We start from the raw sequence: 23,442 nt of genomic DNA on the forward strand, positions 1-23,442 counted from the left end.
AAATGCATTTATTAAAATGGCTTTATCCTGGAATGCGATTTAAGCGTTGGTTATGTTTATTTGCTGTTGGTGCACTGCTTACAGGTTTAGGCTTAGCCATAGTATTCAATTATAAATATATAGATAGTATTGAAGAATTTTTATTTTATGCTGTGTATACATGGACAGGTTCATATGATTATATGATAACTGCAATCGTAGGTATAGCTATAATCGTCTTTGGCTTGATAATAATGTTATTAGCTACGAGAATGGTCATTCGTTCATTGATAACAGTGCTTGTTCCTGATAAGTCTGGAAGATTAGTAGATATGATTTATGAACATCGCAAATTGGATAAAGGTCCAAATGTTACTGTTGTCGGTGGCGGTACAGGTCTTTCTGTGCTTCTTCGTGGTATGAAAGAGGAAACTAGAAATGCTACTGCTATTGTTACTGTAGCAGATGATGGCGGTTCTTCTGGTAGACTTCGTGAGGAGTTTAATATTGTGCCTCCAGGCGATTTGCGAAATTGTTTAGTAGCTTTAGCAGATACAGAACCAATGATGGAAAAGTTATTTCAATATCGTTTTAGTGGAAATAGTGATTTAGCTGGCCATAGCTTTGGTAATTTATTTATCACAGCAATGACAGAAGTTACTGGCGATATTGAACAAGCTTTAAAAGAGTCAAGCCGTGTATTAGCTGTAAAAGGGAGAGTTTTCCCAGCGACAACAGCTAAAATTCGTTTAAGTGCAACTATGGAAGATGGAACTGTTGTAGAAGGTGAGTCTCAAATTCCGTTAGTGCATAAACGCATAAAACGTGTGCATATTTTTCCACACCATGTAGAACCAGTGCCTTCTTCCATAAAAGCTATCAGAGAAGCTGAAGTCATTGTATTTGGTCCAGGAAGTTTATATACAAGTATAATTCCTAATTTATTAGTGGATAATATTGCTGATGAAATCAAAAAAAGTAAAGCTATAAAGATTTATATTTGTAATGTAATGACTCAACCAGGAGAGACAGATGATTATACAGCTTCTATGCATGTAAAAGCTTTAATTGAACATGGCGGTGCAGGTATAGTTGATTATGTTTTAGTTAATAATAAAGAGATTTCCGCAGAAATGCAGGAATATTATGCGCAAAAAGGTCAATATCCTGTGCTTGTTGACGAAAAAGCTGTAGAAGATTTAGGTATTGGTTTATTTAAAGCAGATATAATTGATGATTCAGAAATGATACATCATGATTCGATGAAGTTAGCACAAAATGTAATGAAAATATATCATACATTAAAAGAAAATTGAGTTTAAAATAGAATAATATATTTTGAAAGTTGGTTTTAGATGCCATCATTTGCAAGTCAAGTTAAGAATGAATTGGTACATGTGATAGGCTCTCAAGTATGTTGCAAAACAGCGGAATTAGCTGCACTGCTACGTATGGGAGCCACTATTTCTTTTAATAGCAAACATGATTTTGGTATAAATTTTGTTACTGAAAATGCGGCAGTAGCCAGAAAAATTTTGACTTTGTTAAAAGCAAGTGTACCACAAGGTATTCATACAGAAGTTACAGTTAGACGTTCTCGTCGTCTACGAAAACACAATAATTATGCTGTTAGAGCTACACCATCGCCAGAAGCTAGTAGCATTTTGAAGAGATTAGGGTTTTTGACTGCAAAAAATTTATTAGATGCAGGTACTGACCGCAATATTTTACAAAATGATTGTTGTAAGATAGCTTATCTAAGAGGGGCTTTTTTAGGTGGTGGTTCTGTCAATAAACCAGAAGGTGAATATCATTTAGAATTTGTAACAGATAATTATACTTTTGCAAAGTTGATACGTGATTTGTGTCATGAATTATATTTACCTGTAGGGCTTACAGATAGAAAAAATGTATATATTGTATATTTAAAAGAAAGTGAAGCTATTTTAGAATTATTAGCTTTAATTGGTGTAGAGGAAAGTTTATTGCAAGCTTTTGAATCTGCACGTAATTTAAAAGAAATTAGAAATCAGGTTAATCGTTTAGTTAATTGTGAAACTGCTAATTTGCAAAGAACGATTAATGCTGCTATGAAACAAATTGAGAATATAAATTTATTGATAAAATATGACGAATATGATGAGTTACCGAAAGTATTAAAACAAACGGCTAATTTACGTTTAAATAATCCAGAGGCTTCGCTTACCGAGTTGGCGGAATTGTTAAATTGTAGTCGTTCTGCGATTAATCATCGCATGCGTAAGATTGATGCTTTAGCAATGCAAATCAGGAAGGACAATAGTATAAAAGAATGAATTTAAAAAAAATAGCGTTGAGTATAATACTTTTATTTGTAATATTTATGGGTGGAGTGATTGCTTCAGTATATATTTATCCACCAAAGGGAGTTATGATTTTTGAATATCATCGTGTCAATGATGACACTGTAGATACAGATGATTATTCTTTATCTAGGGAACAATTTCAAGAACAATTGGATTATTTTAAGGAAAATAATTACCATACAATTTCAATGATGGATTTTATTCGTGCTGAAAAATATGGTGAAGAATTGCCAGAAAATCCTATTATTATAACTTTTGATGATGGCTATGAGGATAATTATACTAATATGATGCCTATGATTAATGCAATGGGCATGAAAGCTACTATGTTTATGGCAACTAATTATATTGGTAAAGAAAATTATGTTAGTTGGCAACAGTTGAAAGAAATGCAGGATAATAATATTGAAATTGGCAGTCATACAGCAAATCATTTACCATTGACTGAAGTAGAAAATTTGGATAATGAAATTAAATTATCTAAATTATTGATGGAATGGAATGGATTAAAAACAATATATTTCTTCTCTTATCCTAATGGAGTTTATACAAAGGAAAGTATTCAGTGTTTAAAGGATAATAATTATTTAGCAGCAGTAACAGGTGATGCTGGATATAATACTTTTAAGACTGATAAATATTTATTACAACGAACAAATGTGTCAAATTATCGTTTTGGCTATATAGGTTTTCAATGGCGTATATTAAAGACAAAAATTTTATATAGATTAGGAATTAATCAGCATTAATAAAGGATAGGGGTATTTTTTGTTTATGAAAAAAAATAAGATTTTTTCATTTATATTATCGTTGGCAACAATATGTAATTTTACATTAGCTCAAGCTCAAGATAATAATGAAAAAGATTTAAAAAACACAATAGTTTTAGCAAATAAAGATAAAGATGTAGAAAAATATGAAGCCGATAAATTATTATTTATGGAAACAAAAGATGATGATACTACCCTTTTATTTTCTGATTCTCCTGAAACTGTGGAGCAAGATGGAATTTTATATCAAGATACAGTGAAAGGTGATACACGATTATTGTATTATCACTTGAATGGAATGAAGGAAGATAAAAAAATAGCTGTAGTTATTCAGAATATGTCTGATAAATCTAATGTGGTTAAAGTAACAAAAGAAGCTGTAGCAGGCCCTAGTGAAGATTATCTTTATGTAGGAAAAGTAACTATGCAAAGATATTTTAATAGTCATGAAACTAGAGAAATAGAACTTGCTCCATATAGTAAAACTTTTTTGCGCGTAGAAGATGATGAACGTATTGTGCCAAGTGGTGGTTTAGTATATGGTCTTTTTGATTTTTATGCGCAAGAGCCATTAAAGGTGAGTGTAGTAATTGCACCTACTGATAAAAATTTATTAAGATATGTAGATTATGCGCCTATTTTGGAAAAAGACCAGCATCGTTTAAGAGGAACGTATGAGGGAAAAGAACGCTATTTAACAAATAGAAGAGCTTATAATCCAGAAGAAATGGGAAAAGCGTATTTTTATATAGGTGATAATAAAACAGACCTTTATAAATATGGTAAAGATAATACCGATAATTCTGTTACACAAAATTTTGGTAATTATGGCATAGTATATAATTTTGAGCCTAAGCTTGAAGGCAAAGGAAAGACAAGTTTTTATCTTAAGCCTTTAGGTGGAGTTTATGCTGGTGCTATGGCAGTAAAAGTTGGTGAAAATGGTGAATATAAAATGATTTCTACACCAGATGATTTGCCATTTTTTGGACATGAAAAAGATATTAATTACTATGCTTATTTAGGAACATATAATAATAGTGATAAATTAAGCTTTTTATATACACCACCAGGAGCATCAAATTTACCAGTACAAATTATTTTAATACCAGAAAAATAATAGAAGATGAAAAAACTACTTGAAGATGATGATTTTCAGGTAGTTTTTTTATATATTTTGCTAGACTTGCTTATTTGATTAAAAACATATACAATATTATATATTAAATCGCAAAGGAGAGATAAGTATGAAACATATTAAAACTGTTAACAAACCTTACCTTCAGGCTACTATTAAAACTGGCGGTTGTGGCGAATGCCAAGCTTCTTGTCAGTCTGCTTGCAAAACTTCTTGCACAGTTGGTAATCAGGTTTGCGAAAAACACTAATATTTCTCAAGTAGGGGGCTGTATTGACAGTCCCTTTCTTAGTGATTTTAAAAAGTTTAAAATTTATGGTAATAAATAACTCGATTATAAATTTATATATTGAGTTTAATTATAAATTATATTTATTTTTAGAGGTGTGAATTTTAAATAATGGCTATGAGTAATAAAATACACAAGTTTTATCAAAATGGAATGTATATATTATTAGATGTAAATAGCTCTACTGTACATTTAATTGATAAAACTGTTTATGATGTAATGGATTATTTTGATGGCACAAATGATGAAGAAGTAATTAAAAATTTGGCTGATAAATATGATGAAAAAGACCTTCGTGAAATTTTAGAAGAATTACATGAATTAATGGAACGTGGAGAATTATTTGCTCCTGATATTGATGTACCTCCATATTTTGGCGAAACAGGTCTTGTAAAATCCATGTGCCTTCTTGTAGCAGAAGATTGCAATTTACGTTGTAAATATTGTTTTGCTGGTACAGGTGATATGGGTCATGACCGTCGTTTGATGACAAAAGAAGTTGGTAAAGCTGCTGTTGATTATATCATTGCACATAGCGGTAAACGTAAACATTGCGAAATTGACTTTTTCGGTGGCGAACCACTTGTTAATATGCCTGTTGTAAAATATGTAACAGAATATGTACGTCAAAAAGAAAAAGAAACAGGAAAAGTATTTAAATTAACACTTACTACAAATGGTGTTTTATTAAATGATGAAAATATTAAATGGCTCAATGACAACAATATCAGCATGGTATTAAGCCTTGATGGTAGAAAAGAAGTTCATGATTATATGCGTCCTGATGTTGGTGGACATGGCACATATGATAAAGTTGTTAAAAACTTTAAAAAATTAGTTGATTCCCGTGATGGCAATAATTACTATTTACGTGGTACATTCACTAATCGCAATATGGACTTTTCTAAAGATGTACTCAGCATGGCTGATGAAGGTTTTGATATTTTATCTGTAGAGCCAGTTGTATTAAAAGATTCTCCATATGGATTTACAAAAGAAGATTTACCAAAAATCTTTGCTGAATATGATAAATTAACAGAAATTTATTTAAAACGTAAAAAAGAAGGTAAAGGTTTCTTCTTCTTCCACTTTAATATCGATTTAGAACATGGTCCTTGTGTTGCTAAACGCTTGAGTGGTTGTGGAGCTGGTCATGAATATTATGCTGTAGCTGCAGATGGTAATATGTATCCTTGCCATCAGTTTGCAGGCAGAGAAAATTACATGCTTGGAAATGTATTTGAAGGCGTAAAAAATAAAGAGCTTCCAAAAGAATTTAGAAAAACTCATGTATTAAGCAAAGAAAAATGTCGTGATTGTTGGGCTAAATTCTTCTGTAGTGGTGGTTGTCATGCTAATGCTGACTTATTCCATGGCAATATCCATGAACCATATGAACTTGGTTGTGAATTACAGAAAAAACGTTGTGAATGTGCTATTGTAGTAAAAACTGCTGAAAAATTTGGTTTATAATTCATTTATAAAAATGTAATATATTTTAATTAATATACGGTTTACACTTTGAAAAAGAATTTTTCTCTATAGAAGATAAAAAATACATCTTGGAGAAAAATTCTTTTTTCTTTACAAGAAAATATATTTTTATAAAAATTTTGTAAAGATTTTGTTAGATAAATTATTTTTATTAATAGGATAATAAATTTATAACGGAAAAACTGCTGATTTAGATTGACAATTTGATATAATTTATTGTATTATAATCCTAGTGAAAAACTTAGACATATATTTGAATGATAATTTATGATTATACGTCTAGTGGTCTAATTAAGTTGTTATAAGCTAGAGTATGTATTTACATATTTTAGTTAAATATTATTCCAGTAAACTGGAAAAATTTTTTTTTACTTTTTAGGGGGTATTTTTAAAATGGCAGTTAAAGTTGCTATTAATGGTTTCGGCCGTATTGGTCGTCTCGCTTTCAGACAAATGTTCGATGCAGAAGGTTATGAAGTTGTTGCAATCAACGACTTAACAAGCCCAAAAATGCTTGCTCACCTTCTTAAATACGATTCTACTCAGGGTAGATATGAATATGCTGACAGCGTTGAAGCTGGTGAAAACTCCATTACTGTAAATGGTAAAGAAATCACTATCTATGCTAAACCAAATCCTGAAGAATTACCTTGGGGCGAACTTGATGTAGACGTAGTTTTAGAATGCACAGGTTTCTTTGCTTCCAAAGCTAAAGCAGAAGCTCATATCAAAGCTGGTGCTAAAAAAGTTGTTATCTCCGCTCCTGCTGGTAACGATCTTCCTACAATCGTTTTCAATGTAAACCATGAAACTTTAAAAGCTAGCGATACAGTTATTTCCGCTGCTTCTTGTACAACTAACTGCTTAGCTCCAATGGCTAACGCTCTTAATAAACTTGCTCCTATCCAGAGCGGTATCATGACTACAGTTCATGCTTACACTGGTGACCAGATGACTCTTGATGGCCCTCAGCGTAAAGGTGACTTACGTCGTTCCCGTGCTGCAGCTGTTAATATCGTTCCTAACTCCACTGGTGCTGCAAAAGCTATCGGTCTTGTTATTCCTGAATTAAACGGTAAATTAATCGGCTCCGCACAGCGCGTTCCTACCCCTACAGGATCTACTACTATTTTAGTAGCAGTTGTAAAAGGCCATGTAACTGTTGATGAAATCAATGCTGCTATGAAAGCTGCTGCAACTGAATCTTTCGGTTACACTGAAGAACAACTCGTATCCAGCGATGTTATCGGTATGAGATTTGGTTCCCTCTTCGATGCAACTCAGACTATGGTTGCTCCTATGGAAGATGGCAACACTCAAGTACAAGTTGTTTCTTGGTATGATAACGAAAACAGCTACACTAGCCAGATGGTTCGTACAATTAAATACTTCGCTGAACTTAAGTAATTTGATTTGTGCAGCCTTTTATGGACCGGTCTTAAAAAGGCCGGTCCTATTTTGAATTTACGGAGGGTTTTATTTAATGAATAAGAAATCTATTAGAGACATTGATGTAAACGGTAAAAAAGTCTTTATTCGTGTAGACTTTAACGTACCAATGGACGAAAATCAAAACATCACTAATGACAAACGTATTCGTGCTACATTACCTACTTTAAATTATCTTTTAGAAAACAATGCAGCAATTATTCTTGCTTGCCATGTTGGTCGTCCAAAAGGACAGAGAGTTCCTGAATTATCTGTTAAACCTATCGTTGCTAGACTTTCTGAACTCTTAGGTAAAGAAGTTAAATATGCTGAAGATTGTGTTGGCGAAGCTGCAAGTAAAGCTGCTGCTGATTTAAAACCAGGTGAAGTATTACTTCTTGAAAACCTCCGTTATCACAATGAAGAAACTAAAAATGATCCTGAATTTGCAAAACAACTTGCTTCTTTAGCAGATGTTGCTGTTGATGATGCATTTGGTGTATCTCACAGAGCACATGCTTCTAACGCTGGTATCGCTCAGTATGTAGAAGTTGTTGGCGGTTTCTTAATTGAAAAAGAAATTCAGTTCATTGGTAAAGCATTATCCAATCCAGAACGTCCTTTCGTTGCTATCATTGGTGGTGCAAAAGTTTCTGACAAAATCGGTGTTATTTCCAACTTATTAGAAAAAGCTGATGCAGTTGTAATCGGTGGCGGTATGGCAAATACATTCCTCGCTGCTCAAGGTAAAGGTATTGGTTCTTCTTTATTCGAAGAAGAAAAATTACCACTTGCTAAAGAATTACTTGCGAAAGCTGAAGAAAAAGGCGTAAAAGTATTCCTTCCTGCTGAAGTTGTTGTTGCAGATAAATTTGCAGCAGATGCAAATCATAAAACTGTATCCGTTGATGAAGTTCCAGCTGACTGGATGATTCTTGACAATAAATTCAGCAAAGAATGCCAAGAAGCTTTAGAAAATGCAAAAACAATCGTATGGAATGGACCTATGGGTGTATTCGAATTTGATGCATTCGCTCATGGTACTGAAGATATCGCTCATGCAGTTGCTGAATCCACTGGTATCAGCATTGTTGGTGGCGGTGACTCCATTGCTGCTCTTAAGAAAACTGGTCTTTCCGACAAAATTACTCACATTTCCACTGGTGGCGGTGCTACATTAGAATTCCTCGAAGGTAAACCAATGCCAGGTATTGCAGCTATTGCTGACAAATAATAAAAATAAATTATAAAGAGGTTGATTTGATAATGCGTAAACCTATTATTGCTGGTAACTGGAAAATGAACAATACAGTAGCTGCTGGTACTGCTCTTGTAAAAGAATTAGCTCCACTTGTAAAAGATAACAATGCTGTAGATATCGTTGTATGCCCAACATTTACTGCTCTTGCTGCTGTTTGTGAAGCTGTAAAAGGTACTAACATTCATGTTGGTGCTCAGAACGTTCATTGGGAAAAAAGCGGTGCTTTCACTGGCGAAATTTCCGCTGAAATGCTCACAGAACTTGGCGTTGAATATGTTGTAATCGGTCACTCCGAACGTCGTGAAATGTTTGGTGAAACTGATGAATATGTAAATAAACGTGCAAAAGCTGCATTAGCTGCTGGTATTACTCCTATCATTTGCTGTGGTGAAACTTTAGAAACTCGTGAAGCTGGTACAACTAATGATTTCGTTAGTGGTCAGATCAAAGCTGCACTTGAAGGTTTAACTGCTCAGCAAGTTGCTAGCCTTGTTATTGCTTATGAACCAATCTGGGCTATCGGTACTGGTAAAACTGCTACATTTGAACAAGCTGAAGAAGTTTGCGCTTGCATTCGTGAAACTGTTAAAGCTATGTTTGATGAAGCTACTAGCGATGCTGTTCGTATTCAATATGGCGGAAGTGTAAAACCTGCTACTATTGATGGTTTAATGCAAAAACCAAACGTTGATGGTGCTTTAGTTGGTGGCGCTTCTTTAAAAGCTGCTGATTTCAGTGCTATTGTTAACTTTAAATAATTTTTATTATTGATGAACCGTGTGGCACATGGGGATTGCCTGTAATGCAGGAAGCACACATCATAGTAAATTATAAAATGATTTTAACTGGTGTGTGCTATGCTATTTTAAAATTAATAGATTGAGGTAGTGTAATAATGTCAAAACTTAACGCTCCTGTTGCTTTAATTATTATGGATGGTTGGGGAGTTGGCGATGCTCAAAGCACAACTAATGCTGTTAATGTAGGTAAAACACCTGTTATTGATGGTTTAACAGCAAAATATCCTCATGCTCAACTTGCTTGCTCTGGTGAAGCAGTAGGTCTTCCTGATGGACAAATGGGAAATTCCGAAGTTGGTCATACAAATATTGGTGCTGGTCGTATCGTTTATCAAGAATTAACACGTATTACAAAAGCTATACGTGAAGGCGCATTCTTCAAAAATCCTGTATTTTTGGATGTTATTAATGCTGTTAAGAAAAACAATGGTGCGCTTCATTTAATGGGATTATTATCCGATGGCGGAGTTCATAGCCATAATAGTCATCTTTATGCACTCTTACAGCTTGCAAAACAAGAAGGCGTTGAAAACGTTTTCGTTCATGCTTTCCTTGATGGACGTGATGTACCACCATCTAGTGCTGCTGATTATTTAGCTGAGCTTGAAGCTAAATTAAAAGAAATTGGCGTTGGTAAAATAGCTACAATTTCTGGTCGTTATTATGCTATGGACCGTGATAAACGTTGGGATCGTGTTCAGAAAGCTTATAATGCTATCGCTTTAGGCGAAGGTGTAAAACAAGCTTCTAGCGAACTTGCAATTAAAAATTCTTATGAAGAAGATACTACTGATGAATTTGTTGTTCCTGTTGTTGTTGGCAACTATGCAGGTATGACAAGCAATGATGGAGCTATTTTCTTTAACTTCCGTCCTGATAGAGCACGTGAACTTACTCATGCTTTTGTGGATACTACTTTTGATGGCTTTGCTCGCAATGAAGATTTGAAAATTACATTTGCAACAATGACTCAATATGAAAAAGGTATGAATGTAGAAATTGCTTATAAACCTGAGTCTTTAACAAATACTTTAGGTGAATATGTAAGCAAACTCGGTTATACTCAACTTCGTATTGCAGAAACTGAAAAATATGCACATGTAACTTTCTTCTTTAACGGCGGTATTGAACAGCCTTATGAAGGTGAAGATCGTATCTTAGTACCTTCTCCAAAAGTTGCTACTTACGATTTACAACCTGAAATGAGTGCTATTGAAGTTACTGATAAAGTTGTAGAAGCTATTTTATCTAAAAAATATGATTTCATCATTTTAAACTATGCTAATGGTGATATGGTTGGTCATACAGGTGTTATGGAAGCAGCTGTAAAAGCTGTAGAAACTGTAGATACTTGTGTTGGTCGCTTTGTAGATGCAATAAAACAAGTTGGCGGTACTGTATGTATTACAGCTGACCATGGTAATGCTGAAAAAATGTTAGATGAAGAAACTAAAGAAGCATTTACAGCACATACTACAAATCCTGTACCATTTATCGTAGTTTCTGATAAAGTAAAAGAAGTTAAAGATGGTGCTTTATGTGATATTGCTCCAACTTTATTGAAATTAGCAGGTCTTGAAGTTCCAGCAGAAATGACTGGAAAAGCTTTAATCGATTAATATTATCTTATTGGCAGATTAAGTTTTAACATAAGATTATATTATTGAAATAAGAAAAACTATTGTTATTTTAAGTTTTAGTTTCATAAACTTGAATAATGATATCATATAATGATATAATGTATATCGTGTATAAAATGTATATATTAAGGAGAGGAAACAAAGATGATCTATTCACAAGAAGTGTCTAATATGACATGTGTGGCAAAAGGCATTGAAAAACATGGCCCAGCTCCAATTCCTGAAGAAGGCAAATGGGTACAGGCTAAAGAAATTAAAGATATCAGCGGTTTAACTCATGGTGTTGGCTGGTGTGCTCCTCAACAGGGTGCATGTAAACTAACTCTTAATGTTAAAGAAGGCGTTATCCAAGAAGCTTTAGTAGAAACTATTGGTTGCTCTGGTATGACTCATTCCGCAGCTATGGCTTCTGAAATTCTTCCTGGTAAAACTATTCTTGAAGCATTAAACACAGACCTCGTTTGTGATGCTATTAACACTGCTATGAGAGAATTATTCCTCCAGATTGTATACGGTAGAACTCAGACTGCATTCTCCGAAGGTGGTCTTCCTATCGGTGCTGGCCTCGAAGACCTTGGTAAAGGTTTAAGAAGCCAAGTTGGTACTATGTATGGTACACTTGAAAAAGGTCCTCGTTATCTTGAACTTGCTGAAGGTTATGTAACAAGAATTGCTCTTGATGCAGAAGATCGTATCATTGGTTATGAATTCGTTCACCTCGGCAAAATGATGGAAATGATCACTAAAAAAGGTATTCCTGCACAGGAAGCTTTAGAAAAAGCAAAAGGTACTTATGGACGTTTTGCTGACGCTGCAAGATACGTAGATCCTCGTAAAGAATAATACAAGAAAATAGGAAGGAATGAAAATAAATGGCATTGTTTGAAAGTTACGAACGTCGTATTGACAAAATTAACAAAGCTTTAGACAGCTATGGTATCTCTTCTTTAGAAGAAGCTAAAAAAATCTGTGATGATAAAGGCATAGATGTAGCTAAAATCGTTAAAGATACACAGCCAATCTGCTTTGAAAATGCTTGCTGGGCTTACACAGTAGGTGCAGCTATGGCTATTAAAAAAGGTACTACAAAAGCTGTAGAAGCTGCTAAAATTATTGGTGAAGGTTTACAGGCTTTCTGTATTCCAGGTTCTGTTGCTGAAAACAGAAAAGTTGGCTTAGGTCATGGTAATCTTGCATCCATGCTTTTAAGTGAAGATGCAAAATGCTTTGCTTTCCTTGCTGGTCATGAATCTTTTGCTGCTGCAGAAGGTGCTATTAAAATTGCTGAAAAAGCAAACAAAGTAAGAAAAGAACCATTAAAAGTTATTTTAAATGGTCTTGGTAAAGATGCTGCTCAGATCATCTCTCGTATCAACGGCTTCACTTATGTTCAGACTCAGTTTGATTATGCTACAGGTGAAGTTAGTGTAGTTAATGAAACTGCATATTCTAACGGCCCTCGTGCTGCTATCAAATGCTATGGTGCAGATAGCGTTCAAGAAGGCGTTGCAATTATGCACAAAGAAGATGTTGACATCTCTATCACTGGTAACTCTACTAATCCTACCCGTTTCCAACATCCAGTAGCTGGTTGCTACAAAAAAGAATGTATCGAAAAGGGTAAAAAATATTTCTCCGTTGCTTCCGGTGGCGGTACTGGTAGAACATTGCATCCAGATAACATGGCAGCAGGTCCTGCTTCCTATGGTATGACTGATACTATGGGTCGTATGCACTCTGATGCTCAGTTTGCAGGTTCTTCTTCTGTTCCTGCTCACGTAGAAATGATGGGTCTTATCGGTATGGGTAATAACCCTATGGTAGGCGCTAGCGTAGCAGTAGCAGTAGCTATTGAAGAAGCAATGAGCAAATAAAATTTATTTATTATTATTATTTAGGTGGGGATTTTAAAAATGTTAAAGAAAACAAAAATCGTTTGCACAATGGGTCCTAACTATGACAATGGTACTGAACTTTTAGAAAACGTTATTGAAAACGGCATGAACGTTGCTCGTTTCAACTTCTCTCATGGTGACTATGCAGAACATGAAGAACGTATTAATAAAGTTAAAGAAGTTTCCAAAAAAATGGGTAAAACTGTATCTTTAATGCTTGATACAAAAGGACCTGAAATGCGTCTTGGCGATTTTGCTGAAGGTAAAGTATACCTTAAAAAAGGTAATAAATTCACTTTAACTAATGATGACATTCCAGGTGACGAAACTCATGTTTCCATCAATCACAAAAAACTTTACACAGAAGTTAAACCAGGTAATACTTTATTACTTTCTGATGGTCTTGTAGGTCTTCATGTTGACGAAATCGTAGGTAAAGACATCGTTTGCACAATTTTAAATGATGGTCCTATGAGCACTCGTAAACGTGCTGCAGCTCCTGGTGTATCCCTCGGTCTTCCTGCTATTTCTGAACAAGATAGAAACGATATCATTTTCGGTATTGAACATGATATGGATTTCGTAGCAGCTTCCTTCATCCAACGTGCTGAAGACGTTGAAGCTATCCGTGCTCTTATTAAAGAACATGGCGGACACATGGAAATCATTTCCAAAATCGAATGTGTTGAAGCTGTTAAAAATATTGATGCTATCATCGCTGCTTCCGACGCTATCATGGTTGCTCGTGGTGACCTTGGTGTTGAAATGCCAGCTGAAGAAGTTCCACTTATTCAGAAAGATATCATCAAAAAATGTAACAAACTTGGCAAACCAGTTATCGTAGCTACTCAGATGCTTGAAACTATGACTTCTAACCCACGTCCAACTCGTGCAGAAGCTTCTGACGTTGCTAACGCTATCTTTGATGGTGCAGACGCTATCATGCTTTCTGGTGAATCCGCTAATGGTGATTATCCATTAGAAGCTGTTTCTACAATGAACGTTATTGCTAAACGTGTAGAACAAGCTCTTGAATACAAAGAAATCTTCGTATCCAAAGGTTTCACTCATCACAATGTTACTACAACTGACGTTATCGCTCATGCTACAGTACAGATGGCTTATGAACTTAGTGCACAAGCTATCATCACTCCAACTGAAAGCGGTTACACTTCTAAAGTTGTATCCAAATATCGTCCAAAAGCTACAATCATCGCTTATACTCCAAATGATCGTGTAGCTCGTCACTTAAATCTTCGTTGGGGCGTTGTTCCAGTAGAAGGTAAAGCTTGGGACGATGTTGATGAAATGATCGCAACAGCTACTGCTGCATCTGTTCGTCAGGGCATTGTAAAACAGGGTGATAAAACAATCATCACTTCTGGTATGAAATTCGGTGAAGGTAACACAAGCACAATCCGTGTTCATACTATCTAATCGGATTTAGTAGATTTTAAACACATGTGTTAATGATTAAAATAACCTTAGGGCAAAAATGCTCTAAGGTTATTTTTTTTATTAATTATTAAGTTGATTTTTATTTATAATAAATATTGATAATCCATATCAATTATGATAATATATAAATGAATTAAGAATAAAAATCATTTGCTTAAAATATTATCAAAGGAGATATTTAAATGATATTTAATAAATTAAAAATCGAAAAAGTAATTGGTAGAGAAATTATTGACTCTAGAGGAAATCCAACTGTAGAAGCTGAAGTAATTTTAGCAGATGGAACAGTTGGTAGAGGTTGTGCTCCTAGTGGTGCATCTACAGGCGTATTTGAGGCTTTAGAACTTCGTGATGGAGATAAAACACGTTATAATGGAAAAGGTGTTTTAAATGCTGTAGAAAATATCAATACTATCATTAATAATGCTTTAGTAGGAAAAGATGCTTCTGATATTTATGCTGTGGATAATGCTATGATAGAAGCTGATGGTACAAAAGATAAATCAAATCTAGGCGCAAATGCTATTTTAGCGGTATCAATAGCTAGTGCACAAGCTGCTAGTAAATCTTTAGGTATTCCACTTTATCGCTATTTTGGTGGCATTAATGGCAATAGATTACCTGTACCAATGATGAATATCTTAAATGGTGGTGCACATGCAACTAATACAGTAGATATTCAAGAGTTCATGATTATGCCAGCAGGTGCTTCAAGCTTTAGAGAAGCACTTCGTTGGTGTAGTGAAGTTTTCCATGCTTTACAAAAATTATTGAAGGACAGAAACTTAGCAACATCTGTTGGTGATGAAGGTGGATTTGCTCCAAATCTTTCTAGTGATGAGGAGACTATTGAAGTAATTTTAGAAGCAGTAAAAATAGCAGGATATGAACCTGGTAAAGATTTTATGATTGCTATTGATGCAGCTGCTAGTGAATGGAAAGGCAGTAAAATAGGAGAATATGTCTTGCCTAAATCTGGTAAAAAATTTACTACTGATGAATTAATTGCTCATTGGAAAATGTTAGTGGAAAAATATCCAATTGTTTCTTTAGAAGATGGTCTTGATGAAGAAGATTGGGAAGGTTGGAAAAAATTAACAGATGCTATTGGCGATAAAGTTCAGCTTGTAGGTGATGATTTATTTGTAACTAATACAGAAAGATTATCTCGTGGTATAAAAGAAGGAGCAGGAAATTCTATTTTGATTAAGTTAAATCAAATTGGCTCTATTTCTGAAACTTTAGAAGCTATTAAAATGGCTCATAAAGCTGGTTATACTGCTGTTACTTCTCATCGTTCTGGAGAAACAGAAGATACTACTATAGCTGATTTAGCAGTGGCTTTAAATACTTGTCAGATTAAAACTGGAGCACCTAGCAGAAGTGAACGCGTAGCAAAATATAATCAATTATTGAGAATTGAAGAGGATTTAAAACAATCTGCTGTATATCCTGGATTTGATGCATTTAATCAAAAACATTAATATTGATAAAATAAAAAAGAAGTGGTACATATAAATACCACTTCTTTTTGTATTTAAATAATCTATCAAATAAGGTCATAAACAATACGAGTATTTCCTATTTGAATAATATCTCCAGGGCATAAACAGAAATTAGTTATAGGTCTATCATTAACAAATGTACCATTTAAACTATTAGCATCACGAAGAATGTGTCTACCATGTTCAAAGGTAATATAGGCATGAAGTCTAGATACATTTACATCTGTTAAAAGAAATTCATTTTTATCACGTCTGCCAAGATGAATTTGATTACAACCAAAAGCTAAATAAGAGTCTTTATCTGGTCCTTCAATAATAGTTAAAGAAGCAAAATTTAGAGCTTGTTGTTTATGTGAAGGATTAGTTATTTCTTTTATATCAAGGTTTGGGACAATAATTGTACCTTGTTCTAAATCATTTACATTATCATTGTCTGTATCAGAAGTTTTATCGCTATTAAATTTAGCTGTTATTTCACAAACGCCTAATTTAAATTTAGGAGATTTTATAATATGGATAGTTGGTAATGTTTCCATAAAATAATCTTTTTGAATGACAGATTTATAGAGAAATAATTTTAAATGATTTTGTGTTTCTATATTATTTAATTGGTTAAAATCTTCATCACTCATAGTAATTGTAAATTTATCAGGAACAAAAATAGCACGATTTACACGTTTTTTCTGACGGATTAAAATACGGTCAATAATTTTTTCTATTTCTGCCATCTGTAGATTACTTGAGAATTTACGATTAAAAAAACCTTCAATATTTTTTTCAAGAAAATTTTCCATACGTGAAAAAAACATAAAAATTCAACTCCTAGAGTTTTTATTTTGCTAAATGTTTATTACGCAATTGACCACATGCTGCTTGAATATCTGTGCCCATTTCTTGACGAATGGTAGCTGTGAGATGATGGTCATTTAAATACTTAGCGAAAGCTTTTATTCTAGCTAAAGAAGGACGATTGTAATTACGCTCTTTGACTGGATTGATAGGGATTAAGTTCACATTAGCTAATGCTAATTGATTTTTTAAGAGTTTACATAATTCTACTGCTTCAGTCATGTTATCATTGTATTTATCAATTAAGATATATTCATAAGTTATGCGTCTTTTAGTAGTATTAGCATAATTTACAGCAGCTTTAATTACTTCTTCAATAGGATAGCGTTTGTTTATAGGCATTAGCTCTGTACGCAATTCATTATTCGGTGCATGTAAGGAAATTGATAAGGTAATAGGTAGATTTTCTTGAGCTAATTTATTTATTCCCGGCACGATACCAGATGTGGAAATTGTGATATTGCGATAACCTAAATTTAAGCAATAAGGCTCATGTACTAAACGAATGAAGTTTAATACATTATCATAATTGAGCATAGGCTCACCAGAACCCATGATTACTATATTATTGATTTGTTCGCCTGTTTGATTTAATAATTCTTGAATGAACATTGCTTGAGCTAAAATTTCACCTGTGGATAAGTTTCTAGCCATGCCGTGAAGCGTAGAAGCACAGAAACTACAGCCCATATTACAACCTGCTTGAGAAGAAACACAGATACTATTGCCATAAGGTTGACGCATTAAAACTGTTTCTACACCGATACCATCGCCAAATTCTAATAAAAATTTAGTTGTTTTGCCATCACTGGAGTCTAGTCTATCACAAGATTTTGCACGTTCAATAGTAAATTCTTGTGCCAATTTTTCACGTAAATCTTTAGAAAGATTGGTCATTTCATTAAAAGATGTAGCATGTTTTTGATAGAGCCACTCAATAATTTGTTTTGCTCTAAATTTTGGTAGGTTTAAATCTGTGATTAGTGAAGTAAGTTCAGTTAAATTTAAGCCAAAAATATTGGTCATTATAAATTCCCTTCTAAAATAAATATAAATAATAATTTAAGATTTTTATACTTTTTTGTACATACGAGCTATAAAGAAGCCATCTGTATTATCTTTATATGGCATTAATTGTAATGTTTTCTCTTTGCTTTTTGTTTTAAATGGTAAATATTTGCGGATATCTTCTAAAACAAAATCTGGATGTTTAGCTAAAAATTGATTAATGATTTCTATATTTTCTTGTGGCATGATTGTACAAGTACTATAGACTAATACACCTTGAGGTTTTACAGCCCGAGCAGCTGACTCTAAGATAGCTAATTGAAGAGGTGGTAATTTTTCAAAGATTTCTGCTGTTTTGTTCCAGCGGGAGTCAGGTTTACGGCGAAGTACGCCCATTCCAGAACATGGTGCATCAACTAATACTTTATCTGCTTGATTTTTATATTGATTGCCGATTTCACGAGCATCTAATAATTTAGGCTCAATGATGTTGATACCTAATCTATTAGCATTATCTTGAATTAGTTTTAATTTATGTTCGTAGATATCACAAGCTATGATTTTTCCTTTATTTTGCATCAAAGTAGCCATATGTGTAGTTTTACCACCAGGGGCACTACATGTATCAATGATAAATTCATTAGGTTTAGGATCAACTACATGAGCTACAAGCATAGAACTTTCATCTTGCACTTGGGCAAAACCATTTTGTAATGGTGCTAGTTGATTTAAAGAAGTGTGTGTTTTACAAATAATTCCTTCTGGTGCTAATTTGGAAGGAATAACTTCACAACCTGCATTTATAAGCTCTGTGATTAATTCTTGTCGTGTTGTTTTTAAAGTATTGGTACGCAATACAAGTGGAGCATTAGTATTATTGAATTGACAAAGCTTGATAGCAGCTTCACTACCAAAAGTATGAATGAATTTTTTTACTAGCCAAAGAGGGTGTTGTTCTCTGATAGCTAATTCACTAGCTTTATTGCCTGTAGGCATAGCGTATTTTTCTGGTTGGCGGATTAAGTTACGCAAAACGCCATTTACAAATTTTGCAGAACCTTGATTAGAATATTTTTTAGCAAGATTTACAGCTTCATTGCAAGCTGCTGATTCAGGAATTTTGTCCATGAATACAATTTGATAAATACCTAATCGCAATATATTAATAATTGTTGGTTCAATTTTATTTAAAGGTCTATTTACAAATTTTTTTAAAATCCAAAGTAGAGTATCGCCTGCTTTTACTGTACCATAAACCAATTCAGTGATGAAACGGCGGTCTTGGTCGGATAATTGATTTTTTTGCAAATGGCGTGATAGGGATATATTAGCATAAGCTTGTTGAGTATATACTTCATTTAAAATATTTAAAGCAACTTCACGAGCGTTCATAAAATCTCCTTTGCATTTAGTAAACTAAAAAAGACGCTAAGAAAAGCGCCCCTTGAGAATACGTATTTATATTAATATATAATCTTGGTTACAAATTTATTATATAATATAGGTAGAAGCTATGCAAGTTATGTGAGAAATAAAGTAAAAATAAGATGATATCTAATTTAATTTATGAGAAAAGATTAACTTTCCTATATGTTTCTGTTAATTTTCATCTATTTTGTTATACTTTATCATAGTAAGTGTAACAAAGGGAGATGATTATTATTTTTTGTCCTAATTGTGGTAACCAGATAAATGATAATGAAAAATTTTGTTCTAAATGTGGAAATCAAATTAAGCAAGATAGCCAAGATAATAATGAGCAAATGAAGCAAAGTGAAAAAACAATAAGTAACAATATCAGTCAAAATGTAGATACTGAAAAGAATTATACAAAATATAAGTATATAGGTATTTTTATCGCTGTAATTTTATTACTAGGGTTGGTTTCTTTTGGTGCGTATAGTTATTTTGCTCATAAAGATACAAAACAAGTTGAGCAAAATGTAACGGTAGAGCAAAATAAAGAAAATACTGCAAGTGAAGATAAAAATAATGCAGTTAAAGAAGATGTTAAACAACCAGTAGAGGATATTGTTAATTTAGAATATACTCAAAATGATAAATTTATATTAGGCGATAAGGAAGTAGCTAAGATATCTTTTAAAAATGTAGGTAATAATTGCTCAGTTATGCTAGATGATAAAAATCAAGTTTTAATGAATTTTTATACAGATGTATTAGTACCAGATTTAAGTATAAAAGAGATAAAATTGGCAAATTCCGATAAACTTTTCTATGAAGTAAAATGTACAGCAGGGGCTCATGCAAAATTAGAAGGTTATTGGCTAGTAGGCAAAAAAGATGACAAGTGGACTGTATTTATTTCTATGGATAATCTAAAGAGTTTTGGTATAAATCCAGATAAGTATTATAATATGGATAATAAAATTGTAAATGGAAAACTCATCATCAATTGTTTTCATTTAGAAGTTCCTGAAGGAAAATCTATGGCGGAAGGTAAAAAAGTTGATGATTGCTATGTAAAAGTAGATTGGGATAATAATAAACAGACTTTTAGAATGTATTGATAAAAGTAAATAGTAAAAGCAATATAAAAGACGTATACAAATAAATGTATACGTCTTATTTTTATATCTTAATCGTCATAAATGCCTTTTAATAAAGTTTCTTTACGTAAAGATAAACATTCGCAATTTCTATCTTGTTGGGCTAAAGAACGAATTGTATCTAAAAGAATTTTGCTGATCATAGGTGCATCATCATAGAAGATATCTTCTAATACTTGATGAGACCATGGTTTGATACCTTCGCCATAATTTACTACATAATAAAGACCAGCATAACAAGCTCCAATTTCACGAGCGAGATATACTTCAGGGCAGATGGATTGACCTACGATATCTGCATGACCATTTAACATAGCGATTTCCGCAGGGCTTTCAAAATGGCGACCGTCTGTATTAGCATAAGTGCCACGTGTAAAAATTCTACCGCTGAAATGCTTATGTGTATTTTTGATTAATTCTTCACGCATTTGAGGGCAAAGTGCATCACGCATAACAAGTAAATATTTGCCTTCAAGTCCAACATCTTTGCGAATGGACATATCAAGATAATCATCAGGAATGAGAAAATCTCTAGTATCTAATAATTTATTGATAGTACCTACGCCACCTTCAGAGAAAATGCGTTTTACACCGGCTTCGCGGAAAGTCCAGAATAATTGGCGGGAAGCATCAGCACGATTGACACCACTTCTCCAACCATGCATTTTACAAGTTAAAACGCGTGTACCTGCTATTTCAAATAAGCGAAGTTCAGTAGTTTTGCCATAAGGTGTATCAAAAACCATGCGGTCTTGAATTATTTTTACATCATCACATTTAGCACCTAATGGAAAATTGCTGGATAATGTGCCAGAACCACCGATAATGGCAAAATCGGCTTGAGGAATGTTTTGTGTATTCATAAAAAATCTCCTTAATTAAATTTTATTAAAATCGACGAATGATATTATATTCTGTATCACGTTGAGCTGCTTTAAAATCAGCTTTTTCGATTGTATTTACCATTTTGTCAATGGACATTTGATAAGCAGTACCGGCTGCACGAACGACATTTTCTTCAAGCATGATACTACCTAAATCATCAGCACCAAAGGCTAATGTTATTTGTCCAATTTGTTGACCTTGTGTAACCCAAGAGCCTTGAATATGAGAGATATTATCAAAATAGAGTCTAGATACGGCTAGAGTTTTTAGATATTCCCATGAGGATAATTTATTGCCACCTAATTGAGTATTTCCAGGTTGGAAAGTCCACATGATGAAAGCTCTGAAGCCACCTGTTTTATCTTGAAGGTCGCGGACACGTCGCATATGTTCAATGCGTTCTTCAATAGTTTCGCCGAGTCCTAAAACCATAGTAGCTGTACTTTCCATGCCGATAGAGTGAGCAGTTTCCATTACTTTTAGCCAATCATCTGTCATGATTTTTTTAGGGCTTACAATTTTACGCACGCGGTCAACTAAGATTTCAGCTCCACCACCTGGAAGTGAAGCAAGACCAGCAGAACGTAAATCTTGTAGAGTTTCTTTGATAGATTTATTAGCTATCTTGGAAAAATGAAGTATTTCCGCAGGAGAAAAAGAATGGATTACAATATCAGGAAAGGCTGTTTTAATGGTATTAATCATATTTAGGTAATATTCAAAAGGTAAAGAAGGGTGTAGTCCTCCTTGTAACATGACTTGCGTACCACCAGCTTCTTGAGTTTCCTTTACTTTTTGTAAAATAGTTTCTATTGGCAATAAATAAGCGTCTTTGCGATTTTCGCGACGGAAAAAAGCACAGAAACGACATTCATTAAGGCAAACATTAGTGTAGTTGATATTGCGGTCTACAATGAAAGTAACAGTATTGCCAGGGTGTTTTTCTTGGCGAATTTTATTCGCTTGTTGACCTAATTCTAAAATATCACCATGTTTTAAAAGGTCAATAGCTTCTTTATCAGAAAGTCTGTTCATTAATCATACCTCTAATTTATTTTATTTTTCGATATAAAGAATCACGTTGAACAGGTGTATAGCCTGTTTCGGTGATGATTTTTTGCAATTGTGCAGTAGTCATTTTTTGACCTGTTTTAGCGCCAGCAGCATGAATGATTTGTTCTTCTTCAACTGTACCATCTAAATCATCAGCACCAAAGGCAAGGGCTAATTGAGCGATAGGCAAGGTGAGCATCATCCAAAAGGCTTTGATATGAGGAATGTTATCCAATACGAGTCGAGAAATAGCGATAAAACGCAAGCTTTCATAAGATGTAATAGGTTTTATATTGTCTAATTGAGTATTTTGCGGATGAAATGGGAATGAAATAAAAGCTTGGAAGCCATGTGTTTCATCTTGAATTTCTCTAAGTGTGAATAAATGCTGTAATCTTTGTTCTATAGTTTCAATATGACCATAGAGTTCAGAAGCATTAGTTTTCATACCGAGTTTATGAGCTGTTTTTATAGTTTCAATCCATTCTTGTGTATTGGCTTTATTTGGGCAGATTTTAGCACGGATTTCATCATTTAAAATTTCAGCTCCACCACCTGGGAGAGAATCAAGACCTGCTTGTTGTAAAATAGTTAAGACTTCGTAAATGCTTTTTTGGGAAATCTTGGCAAAATGAACTATTTCCACAGGTGTAAAAGCTTGAATATGCACGTTAGGTAAAAGTTTTTTTATGGATTTGATGATTTCTATATAGTAATTAAAATCATTAGTAGGATGTAGAGAGCTTACAATGTGTATTTCTGTTAATCCTTTGACATGAGCGATAGTATCTTTGATTTTAGTTTCAACATCTTCTTTAGTTAAGACAAAACCTCGTTTATCACCATCTTCGCAAGAGAAAGCACATAGAGGACAATTAGCAGTGCAGATATTGGATAAATTTATATGGCGGTTGATATTATAATAGACTTCTTTTTGGCTATGACGTTCTTTGGCTTTTCTTGCCCATGTAGCTAAGTCTAAAATATCAGCGTGTTTGTATAGATATAGTGCTTCATCAAAAGATAAACGCTCTCTATTTTGAGCTTTTGTTATAGCTTGTTGATTGATATTCATAAA

At 33.6% G+C, this 23,442-nt stretch carries 21 protein-coding genes; 15 read left to right on the plus strand and 6 right to left on the minus strand.

Annotated features, from left to right (window positions below):
* The first annotated feature begins 2 nt into the window (after positions 1 to 2).
* The 14 genes from yvcK (at position 3) to eno (ending at position 15,981) form a co-directional block, all read left to right on the plus strand.
* Positions 3 to 1,295 (plus strand): gluconeogenesis morphogenetic factor MgfK, encoded by a 1,293-nt coding sequence (gene yvcK / locus GXM21_RS06040; RefSeq protein ID WP_008537956.1) that lies wholly within the window; start codon positions 3 to 5, stop codon positions 1,293 to 1,295.
* 39 nt (positions 1,296 to 1,334) lie between these two features.
* Positions 1,335 to 2,294 carry a DNA-binding protein WhiA gene (gene whiA / locus GXM21_RS06045; protein ID WP_008537955.1) on the plus strand — a complete coding sequence of 320 codons (960 nt, stop codon included), beginning with the start codon at positions 1,335 to 1,337 and terminating at the stop codon, positions 2,292 to 2,294.
* Between the two features lie 47 nt (positions 2,295 to 2,341).
* Positions 2,342 to 3,073, plus strand: a complete 732-nt coding sequence (locus GXM21_RS06050) for a polysaccharide deacetylase family protein (RefSeq protein ID WP_015563396.1) — start codon at positions 2,342 to 2,344, stop codon at positions 3,071 to 3,073.
* Between the two features lie 25 nt (positions 3,074 to 3,098).
* A complete protein-coding gene (locus tag GXM21_RS06055; protein ID WP_008537953.1) occupies positions 3,099 to 4,214 on the plus strand; it encodes a hypothetical protein in 1,116 nt (371 codons plus the stop codon).
* Positions 4,215 to 4,341: 127 nt separating this feature from the next.
* Positions 4,342 to 4,482 (plus strand): six-cysteine ranthipeptide SCIFF, encoded by a 141-nt coding sequence (gene scfA / locus GXM21_RS06060; protein ID WP_008537952.1) that lies wholly within the window; start codon positions 4,342 to 4,344, stop codon positions 4,480 to 4,482.
* 156 nt (positions 4,483 to 4,638) lie between these two features.
* Positions 4,639 to 5,994, plus strand: a complete 1,356-nt coding sequence (gene scfB, locus GXM21_RS06065; protein ID WP_026296953.1) for a thioether cross-link-forming SCIFF peptide maturase — start codon at positions 4,639 to 4,641, stop codon at positions 5,992 to 5,994.
* Positions 5,995 to 6,408: 414 nt separating this feature from the next.
* Positions 6,409 to 7,422: a type I glyceraldehyde-3-phosphate dehydrogenase gene (gene gap / locus GXM21_RS06070; protein WP_008537950.1), complete on the plus strand. Its 1,014-nt coding sequence runs from the start codon at positions 6,409 to 6,411 to the stop codon at positions 7,420 to 7,422.
* Positions 7,423 to 7,498: 76 nt separating this feature from the next.
* A complete protein-coding gene (locus tag GXM21_RS06075) occupies positions 7,499 to 8,677 on the plus strand; it encodes a phosphoglycerate kinase (protein ID WP_008537949.1) in 1,179 nt (392 codons plus the stop codon).
* A gap of 32 nt (positions 8,678 to 8,709) precedes the next feature.
* The gene (tpiA, locus tag GXM21_RS06080; RefSeq protein ID WP_008537948.1) at positions 8,710 to 9,462 is read left to right on the plus strand and encodes a triose-phosphate isomerase; all 753 of its coding nucleotides are present in this window, start codon (positions 8,710 to 8,712) and stop codon (positions 9,460 to 9,462) included.
* Between the two features lie 137 nt (positions 9,463 to 9,599).
* Positions 9,600 to 11,123 (plus strand): 2,3-bisphosphoglycerate-independent phosphoglycerate mutase, encoded by a 1,524-nt coding sequence (gpmI, locus tag GXM21_RS06085; RefSeq protein ID WP_008537947.1) that lies wholly within the window; start codon positions 9,600 to 9,602, stop codon positions 11,121 to 11,123.
* Positions 11,124 to 11,288: 165 nt separating this feature from the next.
* Positions 11,289 to 11,987, plus strand: coding sequence for an iron-sulfur cluster assembly scaffold protein (locus GXM21_RS06090; RefSeq protein ID WP_008537946.1), 699 nt, complete (start codon positions 11,289 to 11,291; stop codon positions 11,985 to 11,987).
* Positions 11,988 to 12,016: 29 nt separating this feature from the next.
* Positions 12,017 to 13,018, plus strand: a complete 1,002-nt coding sequence (locus tag GXM21_RS06095) for a GGGtGRT protein (RefSeq protein WP_008537945.1) — start codon at positions 12,017 to 12,019, stop codon at positions 13,016 to 13,018.
* A gap of 39 nt (positions 13,019 to 13,057) precedes the next feature.
* On the plus strand, positions 13,058 to 14,476 hold the full coding sequence (pyk, locus tag GXM21_RS06100) for a pyruvate kinase (RefSeq protein ID WP_008537944.1): 1,419 nt from the start codon (positions 13,058 to 13,060) through the stop codon (positions 14,474 to 14,476).
* A 203-nt stretch (positions 14,477 to 14,679) separates the two neighbouring features.
* Positions 14,680 to 15,981 carry a phosphopyruvate hydratase gene (gene eno / locus GXM21_RS06105; RefSeq protein ID WP_008537943.1) on the plus strand — a complete coding sequence of 434 codons (1,302 nt, stop codon included), beginning with the start codon at positions 14,680 to 14,682 and terminating at the stop codon, positions 15,979 to 15,981.
* 65 nt (positions 15,982 to 16,046) lie between these two features.
* Here eno and GXM21_RS06110 read toward each other — a convergent pair whose 3' ends face one another.
* From GXM21_RS06110 to rsmB, 3 genes are read right to left on the minus strand one after another with little or no spacing between them, the layout of a single operon-like run.
* Positions 16,047 to 16,811, minus strand: a complete 765-nt coding sequence (locus tag GXM21_RS06110; RefSeq protein ID WP_008537942.1) for an FhaA domain-containing protein — start codon at positions 16,809 to 16,811, stop codon at positions 16,047 to 16,049.
* Between the two features lie 22 nt (positions 16,812 to 16,833).
* The gene (gene rlmN, locus GXM21_RS06115) at positions 16,834 to 17,877 is read right to left on the minus strand and encodes a dual-specificity RNA methyltransferase RlmN (protein ID WP_008537941.1); all 1,044 of its coding nucleotides are present in this window, start codon (positions 17,875 to 17,877) and stop codon (positions 16,834 to 16,836) included.
* A 45-nt stretch (positions 17,878 to 17,922) separates the two neighbouring features.
* On the minus strand, positions 17,923 to 19,251 hold the full coding sequence (gene rsmB, locus GXM21_RS06120) for a 16S rRNA (cytosine(967)-C(5))-methyltransferase RsmB (protein WP_008537940.1): 1,329 nt from the start codon (positions 19,249 to 19,251) through the stop codon (positions 17,923 to 17,925).
* Positions 19,252 to 19,511: 260 nt separating this feature from the next.
* Between rsmB and GXM21_RS06125 the strand changes: the two genes are divergently transcribed.
* Positions 19,512 to 20,387 carry a zinc-ribbon domain-containing protein gene (locus tag GXM21_RS06125; RefSeq protein ID WP_008537939.1) on the plus strand — a complete coding sequence of 292 codons (876 nt, stop codon included), beginning with the start codon at positions 19,512 to 19,514 and terminating at the stop codon, positions 20,385 to 20,387.
* A gap of 68 nt (positions 20,388 to 20,455) precedes the next feature.
* Here GXM21_RS06125 and GXM21_RS06130 read toward each other — a convergent pair whose 3' ends face one another.
* Genes GXM21_RS06130 through mqnE form a run of 3 tightly spaced genes read right to left on the minus strand, consistent with a single transcriptional unit; the run spans position 20,456 to position 23,439 of the window.
* Entirely contained in the window at positions 20,456 to 21,289 is an 834-nt protein-coding gene (locus GXM21_RS06130) for an MTAP family purine nucleoside phosphorylase (RefSeq protein WP_008537937.1), read from the minus strand.
* 25 nt (positions 21,290 to 21,314) lie between these two features.
* Positions 21,315 to 22,346, minus strand: coding sequence for a cyclic dehypoxanthinyl futalosine synthase (gene mqnC, locus GXM21_RS06135; protein WP_008537936.1), 1,032 nt, complete (start codon positions 22,344 to 22,346; stop codon positions 21,315 to 21,317).
* 16 nt (positions 22,347 to 22,362) lie between these two features.
* On the minus strand, positions 22,363 to 23,439 hold the full coding sequence (mqnE, locus tag GXM21_RS06140) for an aminofutalosine synthase MqnE (RefSeq protein ID WP_008537934.1): 1,077 nt from the start codon (positions 23,437 to 23,439) through the stop codon (positions 22,363 to 22,365).
* Between the last annotated feature and the right edge of the window lie 3 nt (positions 23,440 to 23,442).

The sequence above is a fragment of the Megamonas funiformis genome, assembly GCF_010669225.1.
Taxonomy (GTDB): domain Bacteria; phylum Bacillota; class Negativicutes; order Selenomonadales; family Selenomonadaceae; genus Megamonas; species Megamonas funiformis.